This window comes from Streptomyces xantholiticus, assembly GCF_014651015.1.
GTDB lineage: Bacteria > Actinomycetota > Actinomycetes > Streptomycetales > Streptomycetaceae > Streptomyces > Streptomyces xantholiticus.
On record NZ_BMWB01000018.1, the window covers coordinates 103,036 to 125,229 of the forward strand.

The following is a 22,194-nucleotide window of genomic DNA, read 5'->3' on the forward strand; positions in this document are numbered from 1 at the left end:
CAACCGCGTCACCCGCGGGAGTGGGTTCAGCTCCCGGGAAGCTCGAGGTCGCTCTTGTTCAGCTCCTCGATGTTCACGTCCTTGAAGGTGAGCACCCGGACCTGCTTGACGAACCTGGCCGGCCGGTACATGTCCCAGACCCAGGCGTCGGCCATCGACACCTCGAAGAAGACCTCACCCTGAACCGAGTGCACCTGCATCTCGTAATCGTTGGTGAGGTAGAAGCGCCGCTCGGTCTCGATCACGTATTTGAACAGTCCGACGACATCTCGGTACTCCCGGTAGAGCTTCAGCTCCATCTCGGTCTCGTACTTCTCGAGGTCCTCGGCGCTCATGGCATGTTCCCCTTCAGCCTTGCGTCCCCCCATTGTGCGCCAGTCACCCTGGGTCCTCAGACGATTTCCGGGTCCAGGACCACCGGCGCATTCGGAGGCCCCTCGTCGAGCAGCGTGCTCAGCAGCTCGGCGAGCCTGGTCGGGTACACCGTCTCACGCGCTGCCGACAGTTCGGCGGAGGTCCACCACCTCAGGCCGGAGACGCTCCGCAGCTCGAGCTCCGTCAGCCCGCCGGGCGCGGTCCCCGTCTGGGCGGTGCGCCCCAGGAAGTACCACTCGTCCTGGTCCCAGCGCCGGCCGTCGAAGGGGAACGAGCAGTGCCGCTGCCACAGCACCGGCCCCAGTTCCACTTCCGTGATCCCGGTCTCCTCCGCCAGTTCCCTCAGCGCCGCCTCTTCCCGCGTCTCGTCACCCTCCAGACCGCCGCCGGGGGTGAACCACCAGTCGTCGGACGGGTCCGCCGGCTCGTACCCGTGCAGCAGCAGGATGCGGTCCTGCGGGTCGAGGAGCACGACCCTGGAGACCTTGCGCAGCCGGGTCGGCGGGCCGTCATGCGACACCGGCGACCGCCCTGCCGCGCCGCTTGCGCCCGAAGCGGCCCGCCACGGGCCCGTACCCCGCCCCGCCGACTATCAGCAGGGCACCGGCCACCACGGATGCGGCCATCAGCTTGACCGGCCCGGGGTGCGACACCCCGCCGGGCAGATCGGCGAAGCCCTCGGGGCGCTCGACCATCCCGCCGTCGAGGGGCCACGCCACGGCGTCCACCCGGGCGGAGACGGCGGACCGCGGGACGGAGCCGTGACCGGGGTCCTGCAGGTGGGACCTGGAGTCGAGCGAGCCCAGACGCTCGTCACCGAGCAGGAACAGCTGGCCTTCGGGCACGGATGCCGTGAACTCCTCCGACGCGGGCTGGTCGCCCTGCAGCAGATACGGTTCTTCGATGGCCTTGCCGTTGACGGTCAGCCGACCGTTGTCGGAGCAGCAGGCGATCTCGTCGCCGCCCACGCCCACCACCCTCTTGAGCATGGGCATGTCGCCCCACTGCTTGTCGCGGAAGACCACGATGTCTCCGCGGCGCACCTCGCCGCCGTCGATGCGCTCCGCGAGCACCCGGTCACCCGACTCCACGGTCGGCGACATGGACGCCGTGGGCACGGTGTACGGCTGGTAGACGAGGGCGCCCCAGACGAACCCGCCGAGGAAGAGCACACAACCGACGGCCACGGCCAGCCCCGACAGCGCATTGCCGAGCCGGCCGCGGCCGTCGTCGTCACGTCCTGTTCCGCCCATCCCGGCGCTCCCCACCTCGGAGATTCGATCCCCGGGACTCCGGCACCCGGCGATCGGCGATCTGGGCGGCACCCTACCCGGCGGTACGCCCGGCGGTCAGCCTCCTGCGCCACAGTACGACCGGCACAGCGCCGGCCACGCCGAGTGCAGCGGGCACGGCGGGCAGTGCGGTGGCGGCGGCGTTGATCCCGGGCTGGTCGAAGGTGTCCGGCACCGGCAGGGTGGACCAGCGGTCCAGCGGCCAGGCGACCACCACGGCGCGGCCCACCACCTTGTCGACCGGAACGAAGCCCCGGTTCACGTCCTCCATGTGGTAACGGGAGTCCTGGGAGTTCTGGCGGTTGTCGCCCATCACCCAGATCTTGCCGTCCGGCACCTTGAAGGGCCCGAACGGCATGTCGTCGCAGGCCGTGCTGCCCGGGCTGACGTACGGCTCGTCGAGGGCCTTGCCGTTGACCTTGACCGGGCCGCCCTTCTTGCACTCCACCGTGTCACCACCGACCGCGATCGCCCGCTTGATCAGGTCCTTGTCCTCGGCGGACGGCATCAGGCCGATGAAGCTCAGGAACCGCTGCACGGCGTTCGGCTCCGGGGTGGGCTCGCCCTCCAGCCAGCCGCCCGGGTCGTGGAAGACGACGACCTCGCCGCGCTCGGGCTCGGACCCGAACCACGGAGTGAGCTTGTCCACCAGCACCCGGTCGCCCCGCTGCAGGGTGTTCATCATCGATTCCGACGGGATCGAGAACGCCTGCAGCAGGAACGTCTTGATCAGCAGTGCGAGAAGCAGGGCGATACCGATGAGGAGCGGCAGTTCCTTCCAGAAGGACTTCTGCTGCTTCCGATCCGTACCGCCGCCCTCCGAGGAGTCGCCGTCGGTCGCCGGCGCGGAGTCCTCCGTCACGCCCGGGGGCGTCTCGGGGGGACCGTGCCTCTCCTCGGGATCGTCGTGCCCGGACCGTGCGCCGACCGCCACGTCCCCCACATCCACTCCTCACGCCGTGCAAACCGCCTGTCCCGCACCAGGTACAGGCCCACCACTCCCATAACGAGCGGGAGTTCCGCAGGGGTCGGGAGCAGGACCATTCGGTTGTGGTCCTGGGAGGACAGACTATTCGACGGCGGCCCTGCAGCCGCCGCCCCGGCGCGCGGGTTGGGCACGGATGCGTATGTCTCCGGCTCCTCCAGCTGCCGCCAGTGGTCCAGCGGCCAGGCGATCACGACCGCCCTGCCGACGACCCGGTCCTCCGCAACCGTGCCGCTGCCCTCCTCGTCGAGGTGGAAACGCGAATCGGCCGAATTCGACCGGTGGTCCCCCATCACGAAGAGCCGCCCCTGTGGCACCTGCACATCGAACCGCATCGTCGAGGGGACGTCGTCCGGATGGAGATACGGTTCGTTCAACGGGGCGCCGTTGACAGTGACCCGACGGTCCTTGTCGCAGCACACGACCCGGTCGCCACCGACGGCCACGACCCGTTTGATCAGGTCCCGCTCGTCGTCCGACGGCAGCAGCCCGATGAAGGTCAGGGTCTGCTTGACCTGCTTGACCACGATCGGGTCGTCCTGCTTCGGCTTCTCCTCCGCCGGCAGCCAGCCGCCGGGGTCCTTGAAGACGACGACATCGCCCCGCTCCGGCTTCGAGCCGAACCACGGGGTGAGTTTGTCCACCAGGACCCGGTCCTGGATCCTGATCGTCTGCTCCATGGAGCCCGACGGGATCACGAAGGCCTGCACGAGGAACGTCTTCAGCACCAGGGCTATGAGGAGCGCCACCGTGATCAGGACGGGTATCTCCTTCATCGCGGAGCGGCGCCGTTTTCTCTTGACCTTCTGCGCCAGCCTGCGCCGCTCGGCCCGGCCGGGCAGCGGTCGGGCGCCGTTGGTGGGCCGGGTCCCGGTCGGGAGCCGGGTGTCCGCCCGGTGGCTGGGGCTGCGCCCGCGGTTACCCATGGGCGCCGCCCGGGGGTGCGCCGGGCACACCGGAGAACGAGTCGGTCGCGGCGATGCCCGACCAGCGGCCGACGGGCCAGCCGATCCAGTCCACCCGTCCGACCACCATGTCGACGGGCACCATGCCACCGCCCGGCCGCCCGAGGTGGTCCCTGGAGTCACGCGAGTTGCTGCGGTGGTCCCCCATGACCCAGAGCGTCCCCTTCGGAACGACGATGTCGAAGGCCACCTCGGAGGGCACGCCGTCGGGGTGCAGATATCTCTCGTCGACCGGTACGCCGTTCACCTCGACCCTGCCCCCCTTGTCGCAGCAGACCACCCGGTCACCGCCCACGCCCACCACCCGCTTGACGAAATCGGTCTCCGCCGGCTCGGCGAGTCCGAGTACGGCGAGCCCCTCTCGTACTACGGAACTGACCGGATTTTCAGTCACTTCTTCCTGCACGAAGGAGCCCGTGCCGTCGAAGACGATCACATCGCCGCGTCGGGGCTCTGCGTCGAAACGGTACGCCAGCTTGTTCACCAGCACCCGGTCACCGACCTGGAGTGTGGGCTCCATGGAGCTGCTCGGGATCTGGAAGGGCTGGATCACGAAGTGGCTCAACAGCAGCACGAAGACCGTGCAGGCGGCACCGATCAGCCCCGCCGTGCGCAGGGACATCGGGCCGCGCCGATCGCGGTGCCGCGAAAGGCGGTAACGACGCGCGGAGCGCGACCCCTCTTCCTCGGCCCCGTCCTTCGGGGTGGAAGAGCGGTCGCGCTCCGTGTGCTGTGCGTCGGTGTCCATCGGGGGCAGAGCCTATCCGGCCGCCCTGTGACCGGTTGAACCGAAGCGTCGTCGCGGCTGTGAGCCCAGGGCTCAGTTGTCGCGCTTCTCCTTGATCTTGGCGGCCTTGCCGCGCAGCTCACGGAGGTAGTACAGCTTGGCGCGACGGACGTCACCGCGGGTGACGAGCTCGATCTTCTCGAAGATCGGGCTGTGCACCGGGAAGGTGCGCTCCACGCCGACGGAGAAGGAGACCTTGCGGACCGTGAAGGTCTCGCTCACGCCCGCGCCCTGGCGGCGGATGACGACGCCCTTGAACTGCTGGATACGGGAGCGGTTGCCCTCGATGACGCGAACGTGGACGTTCACGGTGTCACCGGGACGGAAGGCCGGGACGTCGCTGCGCAGCGAAGCCGCGTTGACGTTGTCGAGCAGGTGAGCCATGGTGGTCTGCTTCCTCGCCGATGCCACAGGTCATCAGCGGAATGTCGTGATGAGAAGAGGGTGCTCGCGCGTCGGGCGGGCGTCGTTCCCCCTGTGGCAGGGGCGCCGGCCGGACGTACAGCAGCGGCTCATTCTTCCACGGCCTCGGGCCTGCGCCAAAATCGGCCGCCGGGCTCCGGTGCCCAGCCGAGTATCGACAGGGTCTCGCGGTCCTTCTTGTCGAAGGCCGCCGGGTCCAGGCGCTCGATCAGGTCCGGCCTGTTTGCGGCGGTGCGGGCCAGCGCCTCGTCGCGTCGCCAGCGCGCGATCTTCCCGTGGTGGCCACTGATCAGCACCTCGGGGATCTCGCGCCCGCGCCAGACGGGCGGCTTGGTGTAGACGGGGCCCTCCAGCAGGTTCGCCATCGCGCCGGGGGCGAAGGAGTCGTCACGGTGCGACTCGGCGTTGCCGAGGACACCCGGCAACAGGCGCGCCACGGCCTCGGTGACGACCAGCACCGCCGCCTCGCCACCGGCCAGCACGTAGTCGCCGATGGACACCTCGCAGACCGGCATACGGGTCGCGTACTCGTCGACGACGCGGCGGTCGATGCCCTCGTAGCGGGCGGGCGTGAAGATCAGCCAGGGACGCTCGGAGAGTTCGACGGCGAGCTCCTGGGTGAAGGGCCTCCCGCTGGGGGTGGGGACCACGAGAACCGGGCCGTGGGCGCCCGCTTCGTAGCCGCTCGCCAGGACGTCGTCGAGGGCCTCGCCCCACGGCTCTGTCTTCATGACCATGCCGGGGCCGCCGCCGTACGGGGTGTCGTCCACGGTGTTGTGCCGGTCGTACGTCCACTCACGCAGATCATGCACGTGGACGCCGAGCTGCCCGCGGGCGCGGGCCTTGCCGACCAGGGAGACGTTCAGCGGCTCCAGGTACTCGGGGAAGATCGTGACGACGTCGAGACGCATCAGGACTCGTCCTTTGCCGCGTCACGGCTGCTTGCCACCTCTGCCTCACCGCCGTCGAGCAGCCCCCTCGGCGGGTCGATCACGGCCCGCTGCTCCTCCAGGTCGATCTCGGTGACGATCTCCTGGACGAACGGGATCATCACCTCGCTGCCGTCGGGCCGCTCCACGATGAACAGGTCCTGCGAGGGCAGGTGGCTGATCTCGGTGATCCGGCCGATCTCCGTGCCGTCCGCCAGCACCACGTCGAGGTCCATCAGCTGGTGGTCGTAGTACTCGTCGGGGTCCTCGGGCAGTTCCTCCGGGTCCACCTCGGCGATCAGCAGAGTGTTGCGCAGCGCCTCCGCCGCGTTGCGATCGCCCACGCCCTCGAAGCGCAGCAGCAGCCGTGAGCTGTGCACCCTGCCGCTCTCGATGGTCAGCGGCCCTGCGGCGGCCGGGTCGGTGGCCAGCACGGCGCCGGGCCCGAGCCGGAGCTCCGGCTCGTCCGTGCGCACCTCGACGGTGACCTCGCCCTTGACGCCGTGGGCGCGGCCGATCCGCGCCACTACCAGCTGCACCTGTATGTCTCCTTCGATACGACTACGGGCCGGGGAAGGCCGACGGCCCTCCCCGGCCCGAGCCGGCGCATCCAAGCAAAAACAGCCAACTTGTTCAGCGGGCCTGATCCACGTCGACGAGGTCGACGCGGATGCCACGGCCGCCGATGGCGCCCACGACGGTGCGCAGGGCGCGCGCGGTGCGGCCATTGCGGCCGATCACCTTACCGAGGTCGTCGGGGTGGACCCGGACCTCGAGCACACGCCCGCGGCGCAGGTTGCGAGAAGCCACCTGCACTTCGTCCGGGTTGTCGACGATGCCCTTCACGAGGTGCTCGAGAGCCTCCTCGAGCATCCTCAGGCCTCGGTCGACTCGGTGGACGCGGCGTCGGCCTCGTCCGCCTTCTTGTCGGCCTTCTTCGCCTTCGGGGTGATGGCCTCACCCTTGGCGTCGTCACCCTCGAGGGCCTTGGCGAAGGCGTCGAAGGAGGCGCGCTTGTCCTCCTTGGCGGCCGGGGCCAGCAGCGGCTTCTCCGGGGCGGGCAGGCCCTTGACCTTCTGCCAGTCACCGGTGAGCTTCAGGATGGCCAGGACCGGCTCGGTCGGCTGAGCGCCGACGGACAGCCAGTACTGCGCACGCTCCGAGTCGACCTCGATGCGCGACGGGTTGTACGTCGGGTGGTACAGACCGATCTCCTCGATGGCCCGGCCGTCACGGCGGGTGCGGGAGTCGGCGACGACGATGCGGTAGTGGGGCTGGCGAATCTTGCCGAGACGCTTCAGCTTGATCTTGACTGCCACGGGAGTGGTGTCTCCTGGTCTTGACGTGGTTGGGCACAACGAGATGCCACGTGGGGTTGCGGTACTCGGGTGCCCGATGGACGCGTCAGCCGGAGGCGAGAGGGTTCCTGTGCGGCTGTCGAGTACAGCTAGCCATTGTGCCACACACCCGCGACGGCTTCTCACCCGCCCGGGCATACGCGACCCCGCCGACGGCACGGCATACAGGCCGCCGGTCAGGCCGGCGGCCTGTATGCCGTGGCGCGGGCGCGGACGGTCAGTTCGCCGCGCCCACTGCCTCCGGGATCCGGAAGGGCTTTCCGCAGCCCCCGCAGACGATAGGCGCCTGGGCGAGGACCGAGGGGACCACTCTGACATTGCGGCCGCAGTCGCAGACGGCCTTGACCCGCACGCCGCCGCCCGAGGAGCCGTGCCGCGCGGCAGGTCCACGGAAGGTGCGCTTGGTGTCGGATGCCGTCGCGACCGTGTGCGCCTTGAGGGCGCGCTGTAGCCGCTCGATGGTGGGGCGGTACCGCCGCTTGGCCTCCGGGTTGAGCACGACCAGCGAGAAACCGCTGCTCGGGTGCGGCTCCTCCACGTGGTCCAAGCCCATCTCCTCGGCGATCGCGAGGAAGCGGCGGTTGTGGTAGCGGCCGGCGCGTGAGGTGTCGCGGACTCCTCGCGCGGCGGCGATGCCGTGGACTGCCTCGTGGAGCAGTCGCTCGAAGGAGAGTTCCGCGCCGCAGGCGGACGAGGACTCTCCGATCAGGGACTCTGGCGCGGCAAGATCCGGCAGCTCGGGGTGGTGCCGCTGAATGTCGGCCCACGCCTGTGCCAGCTCTGCGGCGAGAACAGGTGGTGTCGTGCTCACGTCGTGATAACGAGCCGGAGGGCCGTCGGGTTCCATTCCGGGCCATCCCAAATAATTTGCACGTACCAGTCAGTTGCCATCAGTTGCCGTTGATGCGTCCTGACGCGGTCGGGTGGGCCGATCTGTGGAGAACTCTCACAGGTCACACCATGTCGGGATGTGGCGGTTCCGCCACCAGGAGGGCCGGCGGTCGGTGCGACCGGGCCACCACGGCGACAGTACCGGGCACGTCGTCCGCATCGGGCACCGACCCGTCCTCCGTGACGAGGCAGCGCACAGGAGACCGCCTGCTCCGCGAGCTTCGCCTCGCCCTCCTCGCGCGGCGTCGCCCACGGGATGCGCGCCCAGCCGCCGGCGTCCGCCGCCTCCTCGATGGTGGTGACGTCGCTCGTGGGGGACTCCCGGCGCACCCGGGACTGCCGGAGCAGCAGCGCCTGGTCGCCCTCGAGGATCTTCGGCAGCAGCGCGGCGAGCGATTCGATGCTCACCGGCTCCTTCCCTCCCGGGGTACGGCGGGCCGGCATCGCGGGACCCGCCTCCAGGACCCTGGGGCCGATCTCGATCCGTACCGGCATGTCCTTGATCTCCCAGTCGACCGCACGGCGGCCGAACGGCGTGTCCACCCCATCGTCCACCTGCACCCGCAGGCGCGGCGCCTTGAGCGCCTCACCGATCTCCCTGACTGGCGACGGCTTCGTCGCCCTGGACGGCCATGACCACCACCTGCACGGCCGCCGGCCGCGGCGGCACACGGAGTCCGTCGACGACTGCCGGACCGGCTCCTTTTGCCCGTCCTTCGACAGGCACGAGGTGTGGAAGGCCTTGGCGAAGCTGGTGCCGGGTTCGTGACCGGTGCCCATCTGCAGCGCCTTGCCGTCGCCCGTCGTCCCTTCCGGGTGGAGGGTGTTGACGGCACCGGCGAACCACTCGCGGGGCGTCTTGCGGCCCAGGACCACATCGGTGCCGAGGACGTTCACCATGAGGTCCGCGCACACCTCCCGGTGGATGCAGGCGGCACAGCCCCTGGCGTCCTCGGACGTGACGTGCGCGGTGTGGCCCTCCTGCCGGAGGAATTCGGTCGTCCGCAGGAAGACCCGCGGCCGCATCTCCCAACGGACCATGCGCGCCCACTGGTTGATCAGCAGCGGCAGATCCCGGTAGCTCTGCACCCCCTGGGAGAACTGGTCGTTGATGATCACCTCGGAGGTGGGACGCACCACGACCGGCCCCTCGAGCTCCCTGCCGCCACCGTGCGTGACCACCGCCGGCTCGGGCGCGAAGCCCTCGACGTGCTCGGCCTCGCGAGTCGGGTAAGACTGGGGGATGAAGAGCGGGAAGCAGGCGTTCGACGCACCCGCGTCCTTGATGCGGGCGTCCATCTCCTGCTGCATCCGCTCCCACAGGCCGTAGCAGTACGGTCGGATGACCCTGGTGCCGCGCACCGGGCCGTTGTCCGCCGGTTCGGCCTTGTTGATCAGGTCCTGGTACCAGCGCGGGAAGTCGTGCGACCGGGGCGTGAGAACGGGTGCCTTGGCCATGGCCGGCATCGTACGGCGGTGACACGGGACCTGTGCGTGAATCGGCCAGGTTGCCGGGGCTCCGGCCCAGGCGCAGAAGCAGTGCCGCACAACCTCTGGACGTGGGGACGCCCACGGAGTTCCCTGGCATACGGGGAAGCGCGGAGCGTACGCACACGGGGGCTGACCTTCAGGGCACAACAGACCTCTCGGCGGATTGGGGCGCTTTCGATGACATCCACGCTCGTCCAGCACCGACGCCACAAGGCGTCGGCGTCCTCTGCGGAGGCAGGCACACGAGCCCGGGACTGGGCCGAGATCCAGGAACGCATGCTGGTGCCGCTCTACGAAGCGGTCTACGAACGCCTCGAGGTGGGCACCGGCACACGACTGCTGGGACTGGGCTGCGGCTCCGGCCTCGCCCTGCTGATGGCGAGGACCCGCGGTGCGACCGTGACGGGCGTCGACACCGACCACCACCGACTCGCCCTCGCACGGGAACGCATGGAGAGCAGCCCGGCGGCCCGGCTGCTCGACGGCGACGCCGCCGCGGCGGCAGCGGCCGGGACCGGCTACAACCTCATCACCGCCTTCCAGCCGATCGGCTCCGGCACCGGCGACGCAGAGCGGCTGGAACAGGTGCTCAGGGAGTCGGTCGGCCTCGCGGAGCGCAGGAGCGTCGTCGTCCTCACCGGATGGGGCCCGCCGGAGCGGTGCGCCACGTCCGGGGTGCTGCGGGTCGCCGGTGAGCGCAGGCGATCGGCCCACCGCGACGCCCTGGAGGACATCGCCGGGCGTGCCGGCCTCAACCCGGACGGCTCGGGCCGGGTGGCCTGCCCCTTCGGATACGCCGACACGGACAGCGCGGTACGGGGACTGCTGTCGACCGGGCTCTACGACGCGGCCGTACGGGAGACCGACCTCGCGCGGGTGGAGAAGGAGATCGCCGAGGCGCTCCACGACCACCGGCGGCCCGACGGCACGGTCTGGATGCCCAACGTCTTCCGCTATCTGATCGCCCGCACGTCCTGACCCCGGTACGACAAGGCCCGCGACCGTGGCGGTCGCGGGCCCTCTCGGCTGTCTGTCGGATCAGCCCATGAACTTCTTGAACTCGTCCGGCAGTTCGAAGTCCTTGCCCGGCTCACCGGCCGGCAGCCCGAACGCCCCGCCCTGCGCCGCCTGCTCACGGCGTGCGGCCGCTGCCTGCTCCTCGGCCTTGCGCTTCATCGGGTTGCCGCTCTTGCGCTTGCCCTTGGCCTGCTTCTGCTGCTTCTTCTGCCGGCCGGGGCCGCCCCCCATGCCCGGCATCCCCGGCATACCGGGCATGCCGCCGCCCTGAGCCATTCGCGACATCATCTTGCGTGCCTCGAAGAACCGCTCCACCAGGCCCTTCACCACACTGACCTCGACGCCGGAGCCCTTGGCGATACGGGCACGGCGCGAACCGTTGATGATCGTCGGGTCCTGGCGCTCGCCGGGCGTCATCGACTTGATGATCGCGGCCGTACGATCCACGTCACGCTCGTCGATGTTGTTGATCTGGTCCTTCATCTGCGCCATACCGGGGAGCATCCCGAGCAGCTTCGAGATGCTGCCCATCTTGCGGACCTGCTCCATCTGGGCCAGGAAGTCGTCGAGCGTGAACTCCTTGCCCTTGCTGCTCGCCAGCTTGGAGGCCATCTTGGCGGCCTCTTCCTGGCTGAAGGTCTGCTCGGCCTTCTCGATCAGCGAGAGCATGTCGCCCATGCCGAGGATGCGGGACGCCATGCGGTCCGGGTGGAACGCGTCGAAGTCGTCCAGCTTCTCGCCGTTGGAGGCGAACATGATGTTCTTGCCGGTGACGTGCGCGACGGAGAGCGCGGCACCGCCTCGGGCGTCGCCGTCCAGCTTGGACAGGACCACGCCGTCGAAGCCGACCCCGTCGCGGAAGGCCTCCGCGGTGTTGACGGCGTCCTGACCGATCATGGCGTCGACGACGAAGAGGATCTCGTCGGGGTTGACGGCGTCGCGGATGTCCGCGGCCTGCTGCATCAGCTCCTCGTCGATGCCGAGGCGGCCGGCGGTGTCGACGATGACGATGTCGTACTGCTTGGTCCGCGCGTGCTCGATGGAGTCCTTGGCGACCTGGACCGGGTCACCGACGCCGTTGCCGGGCTCGGGCGCGTAGACGCCGACACCGGCGCGCTCGGCGACGACCGCGAGCTGATTGACGGCGTTGGGGCGCTGCAGGTCACAGGCGACGAGCAGAGGCGAGTGCCCCTGGGCCTTGAGCCAGAGGCCGAGCTTTCCGGCGAGGGTGGTCTTACCGGCACCCTGCAGACCGGCCAGCATGATTACGGTCGGCGCGGTCTTGGCGAACCGCAGACGGCGGGTCTCGCCGCCGAGGATGCCGATCAGCTCCTCGTTGACGATCTTGATGACCTGCTGGCTCGGATTCAGCGCCTTCGAGACCTCGGCGCCGAGAGAGCGGCCCTTGACCTGCTTGATGAACTCCCGGACGACGGGAAGAGCGACATCCGCCTCGAGGAGGGCGATACGGATTTCCCGGGCTGCCGCGTCGATGTCGGCCTCGGACAGGCGCCCCTTGCCGCGCAGGTTCTTGAAGGTCGCTGAGAGGCGATCGGAGAGAGTGTCGAACACGGCGGCGTCGGTCCTCAGGAGTCGGGGGCGGTGGATCGCCCTCCAGAGTATCGGGCCCGGCAAAGGAATCGTCCCTGCCCACCGGATCGGATGGGCAGGCACGGGGGCCCGACGGTGGCGGGGAGCAGACTTTGACGATCCTCACGATGTGCTGAGCGGGGGGGGACACTCCCCACAGGGGCGGGAGGCACACCCGATTCAAGGAGCAGCCCGGCCGCTGGTCACGCCATCACCGCAACGCCTCCTCCATCACCTTGGCCAGCTGCCGTGCCTCGCCGTCGGGCAACGGGGAGCCGTCCCCGTCCGTGACGTAGAGCGTGTCCACCGCGTTCGCGCCCAGCGTCGAGACGTGGGCGCTGCGGACCCGGACCGTCGCGCCCTCCAGGGCGCGGCCGATCCTGTGGAGCAGGCCGGGGGCGTCGTGGGCGCGGACCTCGATGACCGTGGCCAGGCGGGACCCCGTCGGCGCGACCGTCACCCGCGGCGGCGGGGCCTTGACGCCGCGCCGCCGCGGGTAGGCGGCCTCGCGTTCGGCGAGGCGGCCAGGGATGTCCAGGGAGCCGTCGAGAGCGCGTACGAGGTCCGCACGGAGCCGGACGGCCTGCGGCAGGGAGCCGTACTCGGCCGCCACCCGCCAGTTCAGAACGAGGACGGCTCCGTCGCCCACCTCGCTCGGCAGCTCGATCGACCGCAGGTCGGCGGCGCGGACGGTGAGCCGGTGCAGTGCGAGGACTCCGGCGACCGCGGGCAGCACGCCCGGCTGGTCGGGCAGGGCGATGAGCAGTTCGACGCCGACGGGTTCCGGTCGGCCGTCCTCGGCCGGGGTCTCGTGCTGGGTGTGGAGGGTGAGCACGGGCTCACCGGTGCGCAGGGCCTCGATCGCGAGGCGTTCCTGCTCGGCGCTGGGTGCGGCCTGGTCCGGCTCGTCCGGGACGTCGCCGGCGAGCAGGGCGGCGACCCGCCGTACGAGGTCCGCGACGAGCGAGCCGCGCCAGGAGGACCAGGCCGCCGGCCCTGTCGCGAGGGCGTCCGCCTCGGTCAGGGCGTGCAGCAGCTCCAGCGTGGAGGCGGACACGACGACGGAGGCCACAGAGGCCACGGTCGCGGGGTCGTCGAGGTCGCGCCGGGTCGCCGTGTCGACGAGCAGCAGGTGGTGGCGGACGAGGGTGGCGATGACGCCCACGTCGGCACGGTCGAAGCCGATCCGGGTGGCGACATCGCGGGCGATGGTCTCGCCGGCCACGGAGTGGTCGCCGGGCCAGCCCTTGCCGATGTCGTGCAGCAGGGCGGCGACCAGCAACAGGTCGGGGCGGCCGACGTGGCGGGTGAGCTCGGACGCCTTGACGGCGGTCTCGACGAGATGCCGGTCGACGGTCCAGGTGTGCACCGCGTTGCGCTGGGGCCGGCAACGGACGCGTTCCCAGTCGGGGACGAGTCGGGTGATCAGGCCTTCCGCCTCCAGGGCCTCCCAGACGGCGACGGTCGGCTCCCCGGCGCCGAGCAGGGTGACGAGTTCCTCGCGGGCCTCGGCGGGCCAGGGCACGGGCAGCGGACGGGCGTTCATGGCTTCGCCCAGGCGCCGGACGGCGTGCCGGGAGATCGGCAGGCCCGACTGGGCGGCAGCCGCGGCGGCCCGGAGCGGGAGGACGGGGTCGCGTTCGGGTCGTGCGGTGCGGGCGAGGACCACTTCGCCGTCGAGTTCGACGACTCCTTCCGCGAGGGGCGTGCGTTCGGGCTGCGCCACACGGCCGCCGAGCATGGCGCGCAGCCTCGGCCGTACGGCTCGGGAGCGCAGGACGCGGCCGACTTCGCGCCAGGTGACGTCGGTGGCGTACGAGACGGTCCGCGCGGCCTCGTACACCTGGCGCAGCAGGGCGTCGGCGTCGAGGAGGCCGAGCTCCGCGGCGACCTGGTCCTGTTCCTGGAGGGCGAGCCGGTCGGTGGCGCGTCCGGTGGTGAGGTGGAGCGCGTCGCGTACGTCGAGCAGGGTCCGGCGGGCCTCGGCGAGTCCTTCGCGGGGGGCGTCGGCGAGCCAGGAGGCGGCGACGGCGCGCAGCGCGGTGACGTCGCGCAGTCCGCCGCGGGCTTCCTTGAGGTCGGGTTCGAGGAGGTACTGGAGCTCGCCCTGACGGGCGGCCCGTTCGCGGCAGAGTTCGTCGAGTTCGGGCAGGCGTCGGGGTGCCTGGTTGCGCCAGTCGGCGAGCACGGCGGTGCGCAGGGAGGCGACGAGCCCGAGGTCGCCGGCGACGGGCCGGGCGTCGAGAAGACCGAGCTGCACCTTGAGGTCCTCCCCGGCGGTCTTGCGGGCCTCCGCGGGGGTGCGTACGGAGTGGTCGAGGGCGAGGCCCAGGTCCCAGACCGGATACCAGATCCGGTCGGCGATCGCGGCGACGGCTTCGGGCGATGCGCCGCCGTCGTGGAGCAGCAACAGGTCGAGGTCGCTGCGCGGGGAGAGTTCGCCGCGGCCGTAGCCCCCGACGGCGACGAGGGCGGCGCCCCGGACCCCCTGTTCCTGCACGGCTGCGGCGAACAGCGCGGCCAGCCATTCGTCGGTCAGCCGGGCGAGGGCCGCACGGCGCGGCGGCCCGGACCGCTCCTTCTCGTTGAGAAGGCGCAGCCGGGCCGCCGCATAGCCGCTGGGTCCCGAGTCTTCCGCTTCGTTGATCACTTCAACACTCGTCACGCCTGCGGCTCCCTTTTCCTGTGTCCGCTCGCCCCAGGGTGCTCGTACCCCCTGTCGACACTCCTCGACGCTGCGCGCGCTCGGCCTCGTCGCCTTCGACAGGGGCGCGCCCTTCGGCTCGCTCACCTCGTGCGGAATGCTCTAGAGCGCGTCGGGGCCGCGCTCGCCGGTCCGCACGCGTACCGCCGTGTCGACCGGGACGCTCCAGACCTTGCCGTCGCCGATCTTCCCGGTGCGGGCGGCCTTGACGATCACCTCGACGAGCTGTTCGGCGTCGCCGTCCTCGACCAGCACCTCGATACGGATCTTGGGTACCAGGTCGACGGTGTACTCGGCGCCCCGGTAGACCTCGGTGTGGCCGCGCTGCCGGCCGTAGCCGCTGGCTTCCGTGACGGTGAGCCCGTGGACTCCGAAGGCCTGGAGGGCCTCCTTGATCTCGTCCAGCCGATGCGGCTTCACGACTGCGGTGATGAGCTTCATGCGTCCACCTTCTTGTTCTGCCCTGCGGCTGCCACGGTCTCGCCCGTCGTGGGCACGTCCTTGCGGGAGCCGGCACCGCCGCCGGCACCGCTGAAGTCGTACGCGGTCTCGGCGTGCTCGACCTGGTCGATGCCGGAGACCTCGACGTCCTCGTCGACCCTCATGCCGATGGTCTTGTCAAGGACGAAGGCGAGGACGGCGGAGACCACCAGAGAGTAGGCGAGCACCGCGAAGACGCCGATGGCCTGCTTGCCGAGCTGGTCGAGGCCGCCGCCGTAGAAGAGGCCCTTGGCGTCGGACTGGACGCCGCCGGTGGCGAAGAAGCCGACCAGCAGGGAGCCGACGACACCGCCGACGAGGTGGACGCCGACGACGTCGAGGGAGTCGTCGTAGCCCAACTTGAACTTCAGGCCGACGGCGATGGCGCAGAGCAGACCGGCGATGACGCCGACGGCGATCGCGCCGAGCGGGGAGACGGAGCCGCCCGACGGGGTGATGGCGACGAGGCCGGCCACCGCGCCGGAGGCGGCGCCGAGGGTGGTGAAGGCGCCGTGGCGGATCTTCTCGTAGAGGAGCCAGGCGAGCATGGCGGCCGCGGTGGCCACCTGGGTGTTGACGAACATGACCGCGCCGACGCCGTCGTCGTTGCCGAGCCACGATCCGGCGTTGAAGCCGAACCAGCCGAACCACAGCAGTGCCGCGCCGAGCATGACCAGCGGGAGGCTGTGCGGGCGCATCGGGTCCTTCTTGAAGCCGACACGCTTGCCGATGACCAGGATGACGCCGAGGGCCGCGGCACCGGCGTTGATGTGGACGGCCGTGCCGCCGGCGAAGTCGATGACACCCATCTCGAAGAGCCAGCCGCCGGCACCCCACACCCAGTGGGCGACCGGGAAGTAGACGACCGTGACCCACAGCGTGATGAACAGCGCCCAGGCGGTGAACTTGACCCGGTCGGCGAGGGCACCGCTGATCAGTGCCGGTGTGATGATCGCGAACATCAGCTGGAAGACGGCGAAGACGTAGACGGGGATGGTGTAGCCGTCCCACAGCTCGGTGACGCCGATGTTGCCGAAGCCGACGTAGTCCGCGCTCCAGCCGACGATCGAGCCGATGTCGGTGCCGAAGGCCATGCTGAAGCCGTAGAGCACCCACAGGATGGTGACGATACCGAGGCTGATGAAGCTCATCATCAGCATGTTCAGGGTGCTCTTGACGCGGACCATGCCTCCGTAGAAGAAGGCGAGTCCCGGGGTCATGAGCATCACCAGGGCGGAACAGATGAGCATGAACCCTGTATTGGCGGCAGACAGCTCTGGGGCGTCTGCGGCAAGGGTCGAGATGCCTGGGGGCATCGGCGTCTCCTCGTCGTCGTGCGGCCGCGTGCGGGCGGAGCCTGTGCGGCGGAAGGGGCGGGCCGTTATGCCGCTTGAGATTGGCGGAGCGCCGTTTCCGCGGATGCCACACGATGTTTCGCGCCGGTGACGAAGAGGTCCGGCGTGTTACGTCGTCATGAACGAGCTGATCGTCCGAGGGCACCGCGCGTGTCCGCTACGGACGTCACAAACCGGCCACGACACCCGCCCGGATGACTTGGCACGGGGGGAGCCGAGTCGGGCGGTTCGGGGTGGGTGTCGCGGCCGGGGCCTGCTGTGCCACTGCCGGTCAGACCGCTTCCGCGGTCTCCGGCAGCTGGGCGGTGAGATGGTCGGTGAGCTGGGCGACCTCGGCGACGTCGCCGAAGTCCCTGGCGGCGGTGTCGACGGTCTTGCGCAGCCGGGTGTTGACCCGCTCGGAGCGGACACGCTTGGCGACGGTGAGCGCCCGGCCGGCGATGGCGGTGGCCTGTTCCGGCTCCTTCTTGAGCAGGTGGACCGTGGCCATTCCGATCAGATTGAGTGCGTACGACCGCTGGTGCTCGTCGTCCTGGTCGAAGAGCTCGACGGCGCGCTGCATGACCGGCTCGGCGAGCGAGGCGTAGGTGGGGCTGCGGCCCGCGACATAGGCCAGGTCACGGTAGGAGTGGGAGTTCTCGCCGTGGAGTTCCGCCTCGGAGAAGAAGCGGATCCAGTCGGGCTCGGGCTCGCCGTCGAGACCGACGTCGGCGAAGGTGTCTTCGGCCATCCGGACGGCTCGCCGGCATTTGCTGGGCTGGCCCATGTTGGCGTAGGCGCGGGCCTCCATCGCATACAGCATGGCCTGAGTGCGCGCGGTGGCGCAGTCGCGGCTGCCGTACTGGGCGAGGTGGATCAGTTCGAGGGCGTCGTCGGGGCGGCCGAGGTGGATCATCTGGCGGCTCATCGAGGACAGGATGTACGAGCCGAGCGGCTTGTCGCCCGCTTCCTTGGAGGCGTGCAGGGCGAGCACGAAGTACTTCTGGGCGGTCGGCTGAAGACCCACGTCGTAGCTCATCCATCCGGCGAGCTCCGCCAGCTCGGCGGCGGTCCGGAACAGGCGGCACCGGGTGGCGAGCGGCTGGGGCTCCTGAAGCAGGTCGGTGACCTCGTGGAGCTGGCCGACGACCGCTTTGCGGCGCAGGCCGCCGCCGCACTGGGCGTCCCACTTGCGGAACATGGCGGTGGTGGCCTCGAGAAGATCGAGTTCGGGGCCGGAGAGTCGGGCCCCCCGCCGCAGGGGAGCGGGCGGTTCCTGCTGCGCTTCCGGAGCGGGGGTGGGGACGAGCCAGCGCTGCATCGGCTCGACGAGGGCGGGGCCGGCGGAGAGGGAGAGCGAGCTGCCGAGGAAACCGCGGCGGGCCAGCATCAGGTCGCTTCTGGAGAACTCGCTGAGGAGTGCGACGGTCCGGTCCCCGGCCCAGGGGAGGTCCACGCCGGAGACCGACGGTGACTGGTGGACGGTGCGCAGTCCGAGGTCCTCGACGGCGACGACGCTGCCGAAGCGCTCGGAGAAGAGCTCGGAGAGGATGCGGGGGATCGGCTCGCGCGGCTGCTCGCCGTCCAGCCAGCGGCGCACCCGGGAGGTGTCCGTGCTGATGTGGTGGGCGCCCATCTGGCGGGCCCGGCGGTTCACCTGGCGAGCGAGCTCGCCCTTCGACCAGCCGCTGCGCATGAACCACGAACCCAGCCGCTCATTGGGGCGCTTGCCGGCGTTCGTACCGTCTGCGCCGCTGCCGCTCACTGGAGTGCCCCCGTCCGCCGAAGCCTCATTGCCCGAACCCCTACCAGAATGACGCCGGTTGCGGCTCGCCGTGACCGTCTTGCACCCGTCGAACAGTAAGCCGCTTTGCCTCCGGCATATCCGGAAGCAGACTGCAATTGCAGGTTGATGTACCGACCGTAATCCGACGATCACGGCTCCTGCGACTGGGATTGCAGAAACGCCACCATTCGCCACCCCTCCGAGTGAACTGACTTACGGCCGCGCGCGATTCACTTGACACACGACGATCAGGGTCCGATGGAACGTTGTGCGCACGGGCGCGCGCCGCGTTCCGCACCACCCCATGCACCACCGCACGCCGCAATCTCTCCGCAGGCGACAACACAGAGTCACAGGGGAACTTCAAGTCGTAACCACCGGCGCCTACGACCCGTTGGAGGGGGCATGGGCTTCACGATCGGCGGCACCCGTGGGATCGGTCAGATCCGGACGGGCGCCCGGCGCCGCGGGCGCACGACAGAGGCCACCGTGGTGGCCGAGTACACCGGCCTGTGGGGCTGGACGGTGATTGCGGGCGCTCGTGCCGCCTCGGGCAAGTGCTCCTGCGGGGACGCCCGCTGCGCGGCACCCGGCGCCCACCCGCTCGACTTCGCGCTCGAGGTCCCGGCCGGCGCCACGCTCGACGAGGCGGGCAAGGCATGGGCGGACGTGCCCGGGGCGTCGCTTCTGCTGCCGGTCGGCCGCAGCTTCGACATCCTCGACGTGGCCGCGCCCGCCGGCCGCCGCGCACTGGTGCGGATGGAGCGCATGGGCCTGCCGCTCGGCCCGGTCACGGCCACGCCCGACGGCCGCTGCCAGTTCTTCGTCGCTCCCGGCGCCGCGGCCGAAATGCCCGGGCTGCTCTACCGGATGGGTTGGGACGACGCCGACCTGGACCTGCGCTGCCTGGGTCCCGGCGACCACATCACCGCCCCGCCGTCGGACCGCGGCGGCCGGGGACCCGTCCGGTGGCTGCGGCCGCCCTCCCTCGACACGGCGGCCGCCCCGCCGGAGGCCCGGCTGCTGCTCGGCACCCTGGCGTACATCTGCCACCGCAGTCGCTCCTGACCCGGACATGAAAAGCGCCCGGCCGTCTCCCGACGGCCGGGCGCTTTTCTGTACGAGGTGGGCTCAGTCGCCGATCAGCGCGTCGACGAACGCCTCGGGCTCGAACGGCGCCAGGTCGTCCGCGCCCTCGCCCAGACCCACGAGCTTGACGGGCACGCCCAGCTCCCGCTGGACCGCGACGACGATGCCGCCCTTGGCGGTACCGTCCAGCTTCGTCAGAACGATGCCGGTGATGTCGACGACCTCGGCGAAGACCCTGGCCTGCACCAGGCCGTTCTGTCCGGTGGTGGCGTCCAGGACGAGCAGGACCTCGTCCAGCGGCCCGTGCTTCTCCACGACCCGCTTGACCTTGCCGAGCTCGTCCATGAGGCCGGTCTTGGTGTGCAGCCGCCCGGCCGTGTCGATGAGCACGACGTCTGCGCCCTCGGCGATGCCCTCCTTGACCGCGTCGAAGGCGATCGAGGCCGGGTCGCCGCCCTCGGGCCCCCGTACCGTGCGGGCACCGACGCGCTCGCCCCATGTCTGGAGCTGGTCGGCGGCGGCGGCGCGGAAGGTGTCCGCGGCGCCCAGCACGACGGACCGGCCGTCCGCGACCAGGACACGGGCGAGTTTGCCGGTGGTGGTGGTCTTCCCGGTGCCGTTGACACCGACGACCATGACAACACCCGGGGTGTCGAGACCGCTCTCGGTCTTGACTGCGCGGTCGGCGTCGGTACCGATGAGGTGCAGCAGCTCCTCGCGGAGCAGGGTGCGCAGCTGCTCGGGGGTGCGGGTGCCGAGCACCTTCACCCGCTCGCGCAGCCGCTCGACGAGCTCCTGGGTGGGAGCGACGCCCACGTCGGCGGTGAGCAGCGTGTCCTCGATCTCCTCCCACGTGTCCTCGTCGAGGTGCTCACGGGACAGGAGTGTGAGGAGCCCCTTGCCGAGGGAGTTCTGCGAACGGGCAAGGCGGGCGCGCAGCCGGACGAGCCGGCCGGCGGTCGGCTCCGGGATCTCGACGGCGGGCGCGGGGGCCTCGGCGACGACCGGGTCCTCGACGGCGACGGGGGTTTCGACGGCCTCGTCGGCCGTCGGAAGGTCGACCTCCTCGATGGTGCGGCGGGGTTCGTCCCGCGGTGTCTCCGCCTCGTCGCCGACATGCGGTTCGGCGGGCGGAGCGGTGATGGTCGGCGTGCTCGGCGGCGCCTGCGGAGGCAGCTGCTTCTTCTTGCGGCTGCTGACCACGAGGCCGCTGATCGCGCCGATCGCGACCAGGGCGATGACTACGGCAAGGATGACGATTTCCATAACGCGGTCCAGTATCGGCCACCGGTGCCCGTACCAGCGGCCCTCGGACGATCCCACAAAGGCCACCTCACCCATTTGGGCGTTTGGGTGCATTCACACGGTTCGGTCCCCCTGGCAGCCCTCCGTCGCCACGCCGGTACGGATACCTTCGCCCCGGCCCCCGCGGACCCTGACGTGACCCGCTGTCCGGCGCGTACGGCTTCGGGCCGGGCGACGGTGGGCGCACGGCCGGCGGCGCCGTCATCGTCGCCCTGCCGCCGCTCACCGTGACGGCGGCCTCCGCAGTGGACCCGGTGAGCGCCACGCGCCCCGGCATGGTGGCCGGACCGGTGGAGCCCCACCGGAGCGGGAGACCGCACCCTGTCCATCTGACGCTACGTCAGCTACCGTCCGTCCTCGCCATGCCCACACCCGGCGGAGGGGGACGTCCCATGGCCTTCACGGTGGTCCGGTTCAACCTGGTCGATCCTGCGGCGACACCGGAGACCCTCGCGGCCCGCTACCGCGCGGCCCTGGAGATGGCCGCCTACGCGGACGAACGCGGCGTCGACACGATCCAGACGGAGGAGCACCACGGCGCGGACAACAACTGGCTGCCGTCCCCGCTGGCCTTCGCCGGAGCAGTCCTCGGTGTCACCCGCCGTGTCGCGGTCACCGTGTCCGCGATCATCGGTCCGTTGCACGACCCGCTGCGGCTCGCGGAGGATCTCGCCGTACTCGACCTGATCGGCAAGGGGCGGTTGGTGACCGTCGCGGGCATCGGTTACCGGCCTGAGGAGTACGAGCAGCTGGGCGTGGAGTGGGGCCGGCGCGGGGCGCTGCAGGACGAGCTGCTGGAGACGCTGCTGACGGCCTGGACCGGCGAGCCCTTCACCTACCGGGGCCGCACCGTGCGGGTCACGCCGCGCCCGTACACCCGGCCCCACCCGATGCTGCTCGTCGGCGGGTCCTCGCGGGCGGCGGCGCGCAGGGCGGCCCGCCTCGGGCTGCCCTTCTTCCCCAGCGCGCATCTGCCGGAACTGGCGGAGTACTACGAGGAGCGGCGGGCCGAGTACGGCACCGACGGCTTCTGCATGATGCCCGCGGAGAAGACGCCACTGCTGCACCTCTCGGAGGACCCCGACCGCGCGTGGGCGCTGTACGGCGAGCACTTCCTGCACGAGGCGCGGACCTACGCCTCCTGGCAGTCGCGGGACATCCGCTCCGCGGTGCGCTCCGGTGCGGCGACGGTCGAGGAGCTGCGCAGCGAGGGTGTGTACCGGATCGTGACGCCGGACGAGTGCGTCGGGCTCGGCGCCGAGAGCCTGGTGCTGCATCCGCTGTGCGGCGGCATGCCGGTCGACGAGGGCCGGCGCAGCCTCCAACTGCTCTGCGAACACGTACTGCCCCGGCTCACGCGCTGAGCCGGGGCAGTTCCGTGGCGAGGAGAGGG

General features: G+C 70.6%; 20 protein-coding genes and 2 pseudogenes. 3 read left to right on the forward strand and 19 right to left on the reverse strand.

Features of this window, described 5'->3' with window-relative positions; all coding sequences use genetic code 11:
- Window positions 1-26: 26 nt before the first annotated feature.
- The 13 genes and pseudogenes from IE198_RS24015 to IE198_RS24075 form a co-directional block, all read right to left on the reverse strand.
- Window positions 27-335, reverse strand: a complete 309-nt coding sequence (locus tag IE198_RS24015; protein ID WP_005311352.1) for a DUF2469 domain-containing protein — start codon at window positions 333-335, stop codon at window positions 27-29.
- Between the two features lie 56 nt (window positions 336-391).
- On the reverse strand, window positions 392-895 hold the full coding sequence (locus IE198_RS24020; protein WP_189889990.1) for an NUDIX hydrolase: 504 nt from the start codon (window positions 893-895) through the stop codon (window positions 392-394).
- The gene (gene lepB, locus IE198_RS24025) at window positions 885-1,628 is read right to left on the reverse strand and encodes a signal peptidase I (RefSeq protein WP_189889992.1); all 744 of its coding nucleotides are present in this window, start codon (window positions 1,626-1,628) and stop codon (window positions 885-887) included. The genes IE198_RS24020 and lepB (IE198_RS24025) overlap by 11 nt, the downstream gene beginning before the upstream one ends.
- A gap of 73 nt (window positions 1,629-1,701) precedes the next feature.
- A complete protein-coding gene (gene lepB, locus IE198_RS24030; RefSeq protein WP_189890109.1) occupies window positions 1,702-2,601 on the reverse strand; it encodes a signal peptidase I in 900 nt (299 codons plus the stop codon).
- A pseudogene (gene lepB, locus IE198_RS24035) lies at window positions 2,507-3,578 on the reverse strand (signal peptidase I); the annotation flags it as partial. The gene lepB (IE198_RS24030) and the pseudogene lepB (IE198_RS24035), both read right to left, overlap by 95 nt.
- The gene (gene lepB, locus IE198_RS24040) at window positions 3,571-4,365 is read right to left on the reverse strand and encodes a signal peptidase I (protein ID WP_189889995.1); all 795 of its coding nucleotides are present in this window, start codon (window positions 4,363-4,365) and stop codon (window positions 3,571-3,573) included. The pseudogene lepB (IE198_RS24035) and the gene lepB (IE198_RS24040), both read right to left, overlap by 8 nt.
- A gap of 72 nt (window positions 4,366-4,437) precedes the next feature.
- A complete protein-coding gene (gene rplS / locus IE198_RS24045) occupies window positions 4,438-4,788 on the reverse strand; it encodes a 50S ribosomal protein L19 (RefSeq protein WP_100109387.1) in 351 nt (116 codons plus the stop codon).
- A 128-nt stretch (window positions 4,789-4,916) separates the two neighbouring features.
- Window positions 4,917-5,738 carry a tRNA (guanosine(37)-N1)-methyltransferase TrmD gene (trmD, locus tag IE198_RS24050; RefSeq protein ID WP_189889998.1) on the reverse strand — a complete coding sequence of 274 codons (822 nt, stop codon included), beginning with the start codon at window positions 5,736-5,738 and terminating at the stop codon, window positions 4,917-4,919.
- Window positions 5,738-6,295 (reverse strand): ribosome maturation factor RimM, encoded by a 558-nt coding sequence (rimM, locus tag IE198_RS24055; protein ID WP_189890001.1) that lies wholly within the window; start codon window positions 6,293-6,295, stop codon window positions 5,738-5,740. The genes trmD and rimM overlap by 1 nt, the downstream gene beginning before the upstream one ends.
- 94 nt (window positions 6,296-6,389) lie before the next feature.
- Window positions 6,390-6,629 carry an RNA-binding protein gene (locus tag IE198_RS24060; protein WP_189890004.1) on the reverse strand — a complete coding sequence of 80 codons (240 nt, stop codon included), beginning with the start codon at window positions 6,627-6,629 and terminating at the stop codon, window positions 6,390-6,392.
- A 2-nt stretch (window positions 6,630-6,631) separates the two neighbouring features.
- Window positions 6,632-7,075: a 30S ribosomal protein S16 gene (rpsP, locus tag IE198_RS24065; RefSeq protein WP_189890006.1), complete on the reverse strand. Its 444-nt coding sequence runs from the start codon at window positions 7,073-7,075 to the stop codon at window positions 6,632-6,634.
- A 256-nt stretch (window positions 7,076-7,331) separates the two neighbouring features.
- Window positions 7,332-7,925, reverse strand: a complete 594-nt coding sequence (locus IE198_RS24070; RefSeq protein ID WP_189890008.1) for a hypothetical protein — start codon at window positions 7,923-7,925, stop codon at window positions 7,332-7,334.
- 142 nt (window positions 7,926-8,067) lie between these two features.
- A pseudogene (locus tag IE198_RS24075) lies at window positions 8,068-9,463 on the reverse strand (His/Gly/Thr/Pro-type tRNA ligase C-terminal domain-containing protein).
- 210 nt (window positions 9,464-9,673) lie between these two features.
- Between IE198_RS24075 and IE198_RS24080 the strand changes: the two are divergent.
- On the forward strand, window positions 9,674-10,474 hold the full coding sequence (locus IE198_RS24080) for a methyltransferase domain-containing protein (RefSeq protein ID WP_189890010.1): 801 nt from the start codon (window positions 9,674-9,676) through the stop codon (window positions 10,472-10,474).
- Between the two features lie 60 nt (window positions 10,475-10,534).
- On the opposite strand, the gene ffh is transcribed toward IE198_RS24080, so the two are convergent.
- The 5 genes from ffh to nsdA all read right to left on the reverse strand — a co-directional run bounded on the left by ffh (window position 10,535) and on the right by nsdA (window position 18,386).
- Complete coding sequence (ffh, locus tag IE198_RS24085) at window positions 10,535-12,085, reverse strand: signal recognition particle protein (protein WP_189890013.1); 1,551 nt, start codon at window positions 12,083-12,085, stop codon at window positions 10,535-10,537.
- A gap of 229 nt (window positions 12,086-12,314) precedes the next feature.
- Window positions 12,315-14,768, reverse strand: a complete 2,454-nt coding sequence (locus tag IE198_RS24090; protein ID WP_189890015.1) for a [protein-PII] uridylyltransferase — start codon at window positions 14,766-14,768, stop codon at window positions 12,315-12,317.
- 141 nt (window positions 14,769-14,909) lie between these two features.
- Entirely contained in the window at window positions 14,910-15,248 is a 339-nt protein-coding gene (locus IE198_RS24095) for a P-II family nitrogen regulator (RefSeq protein WP_189890018.1), read from the reverse strand.
- Window positions 15,245-16,603, reverse strand: a complete 1,359-nt coding sequence (locus tag IE198_RS24100) for an ammonium transporter (protein WP_189890021.1) — start codon at window positions 16,601-16,603, stop codon at window positions 15,245-15,247. Before IE198_RS24100 ends, IE198_RS24095 begins: the two co-directional genes overlap by 4 nt.
- A 310-nt stretch (window positions 16,604-16,913) precedes the next feature.
- The gene (gene nsdA, locus IE198_RS24105) at window positions 16,914-18,386 is read right to left on the reverse strand and encodes a transcriptional repressor NsdA (RefSeq protein WP_189890023.1); all 1,473 of its coding nucleotides are present in this window, start codon (window positions 18,384-18,386) and stop codon (window positions 16,914-16,916) included.
- Between the two features lie 426 nt (window positions 18,387-18,812).
- On the opposite strand from nsdA, the gene IE198_RS24110 reads away from it, so the two are divergent.
- Window positions 18,813-19,475, forward strand: coding sequence for a bifunctional DNA primase/polymerase (locus tag IE198_RS24110; protein WP_189890025.1), 663 nt, complete (start codon window positions 18,813-18,815; stop codon window positions 19,473-19,475).
- Window positions 19,476-19,538: 63 nt separating this feature from the next.
- Here the strand turns inward: IE198_RS24110 and ftsY are convergent, their stop codons facing one another.
- Window positions 19,539-20,762: a signal recognition particle-docking protein FtsY gene (ftsY, locus tag IE198_RS24115; protein WP_100109374.1), complete on the reverse strand. Its 1,224-nt coding sequence runs from the start codon at window positions 20,760-20,762 to the stop codon at window positions 19,539-19,541.
- Between the two features lie 431 nt (window positions 20,763-21,193).
- Between ftsY and IE198_RS24120 the strand changes: the two genes are divergently transcribed.
- Window positions 21,194-22,165 (forward strand): LLM class flavin-dependent oxidoreductase, encoded by a 972-nt coding sequence (locus IE198_RS24120; RefSeq protein ID WP_189890027.1) that lies wholly within the window; start codon window positions 21,194-21,196, stop codon window positions 22,163-22,165.
- The last annotated feature ends 29 nt before the right edge of the window (window positions 22,166-22,194 follow it).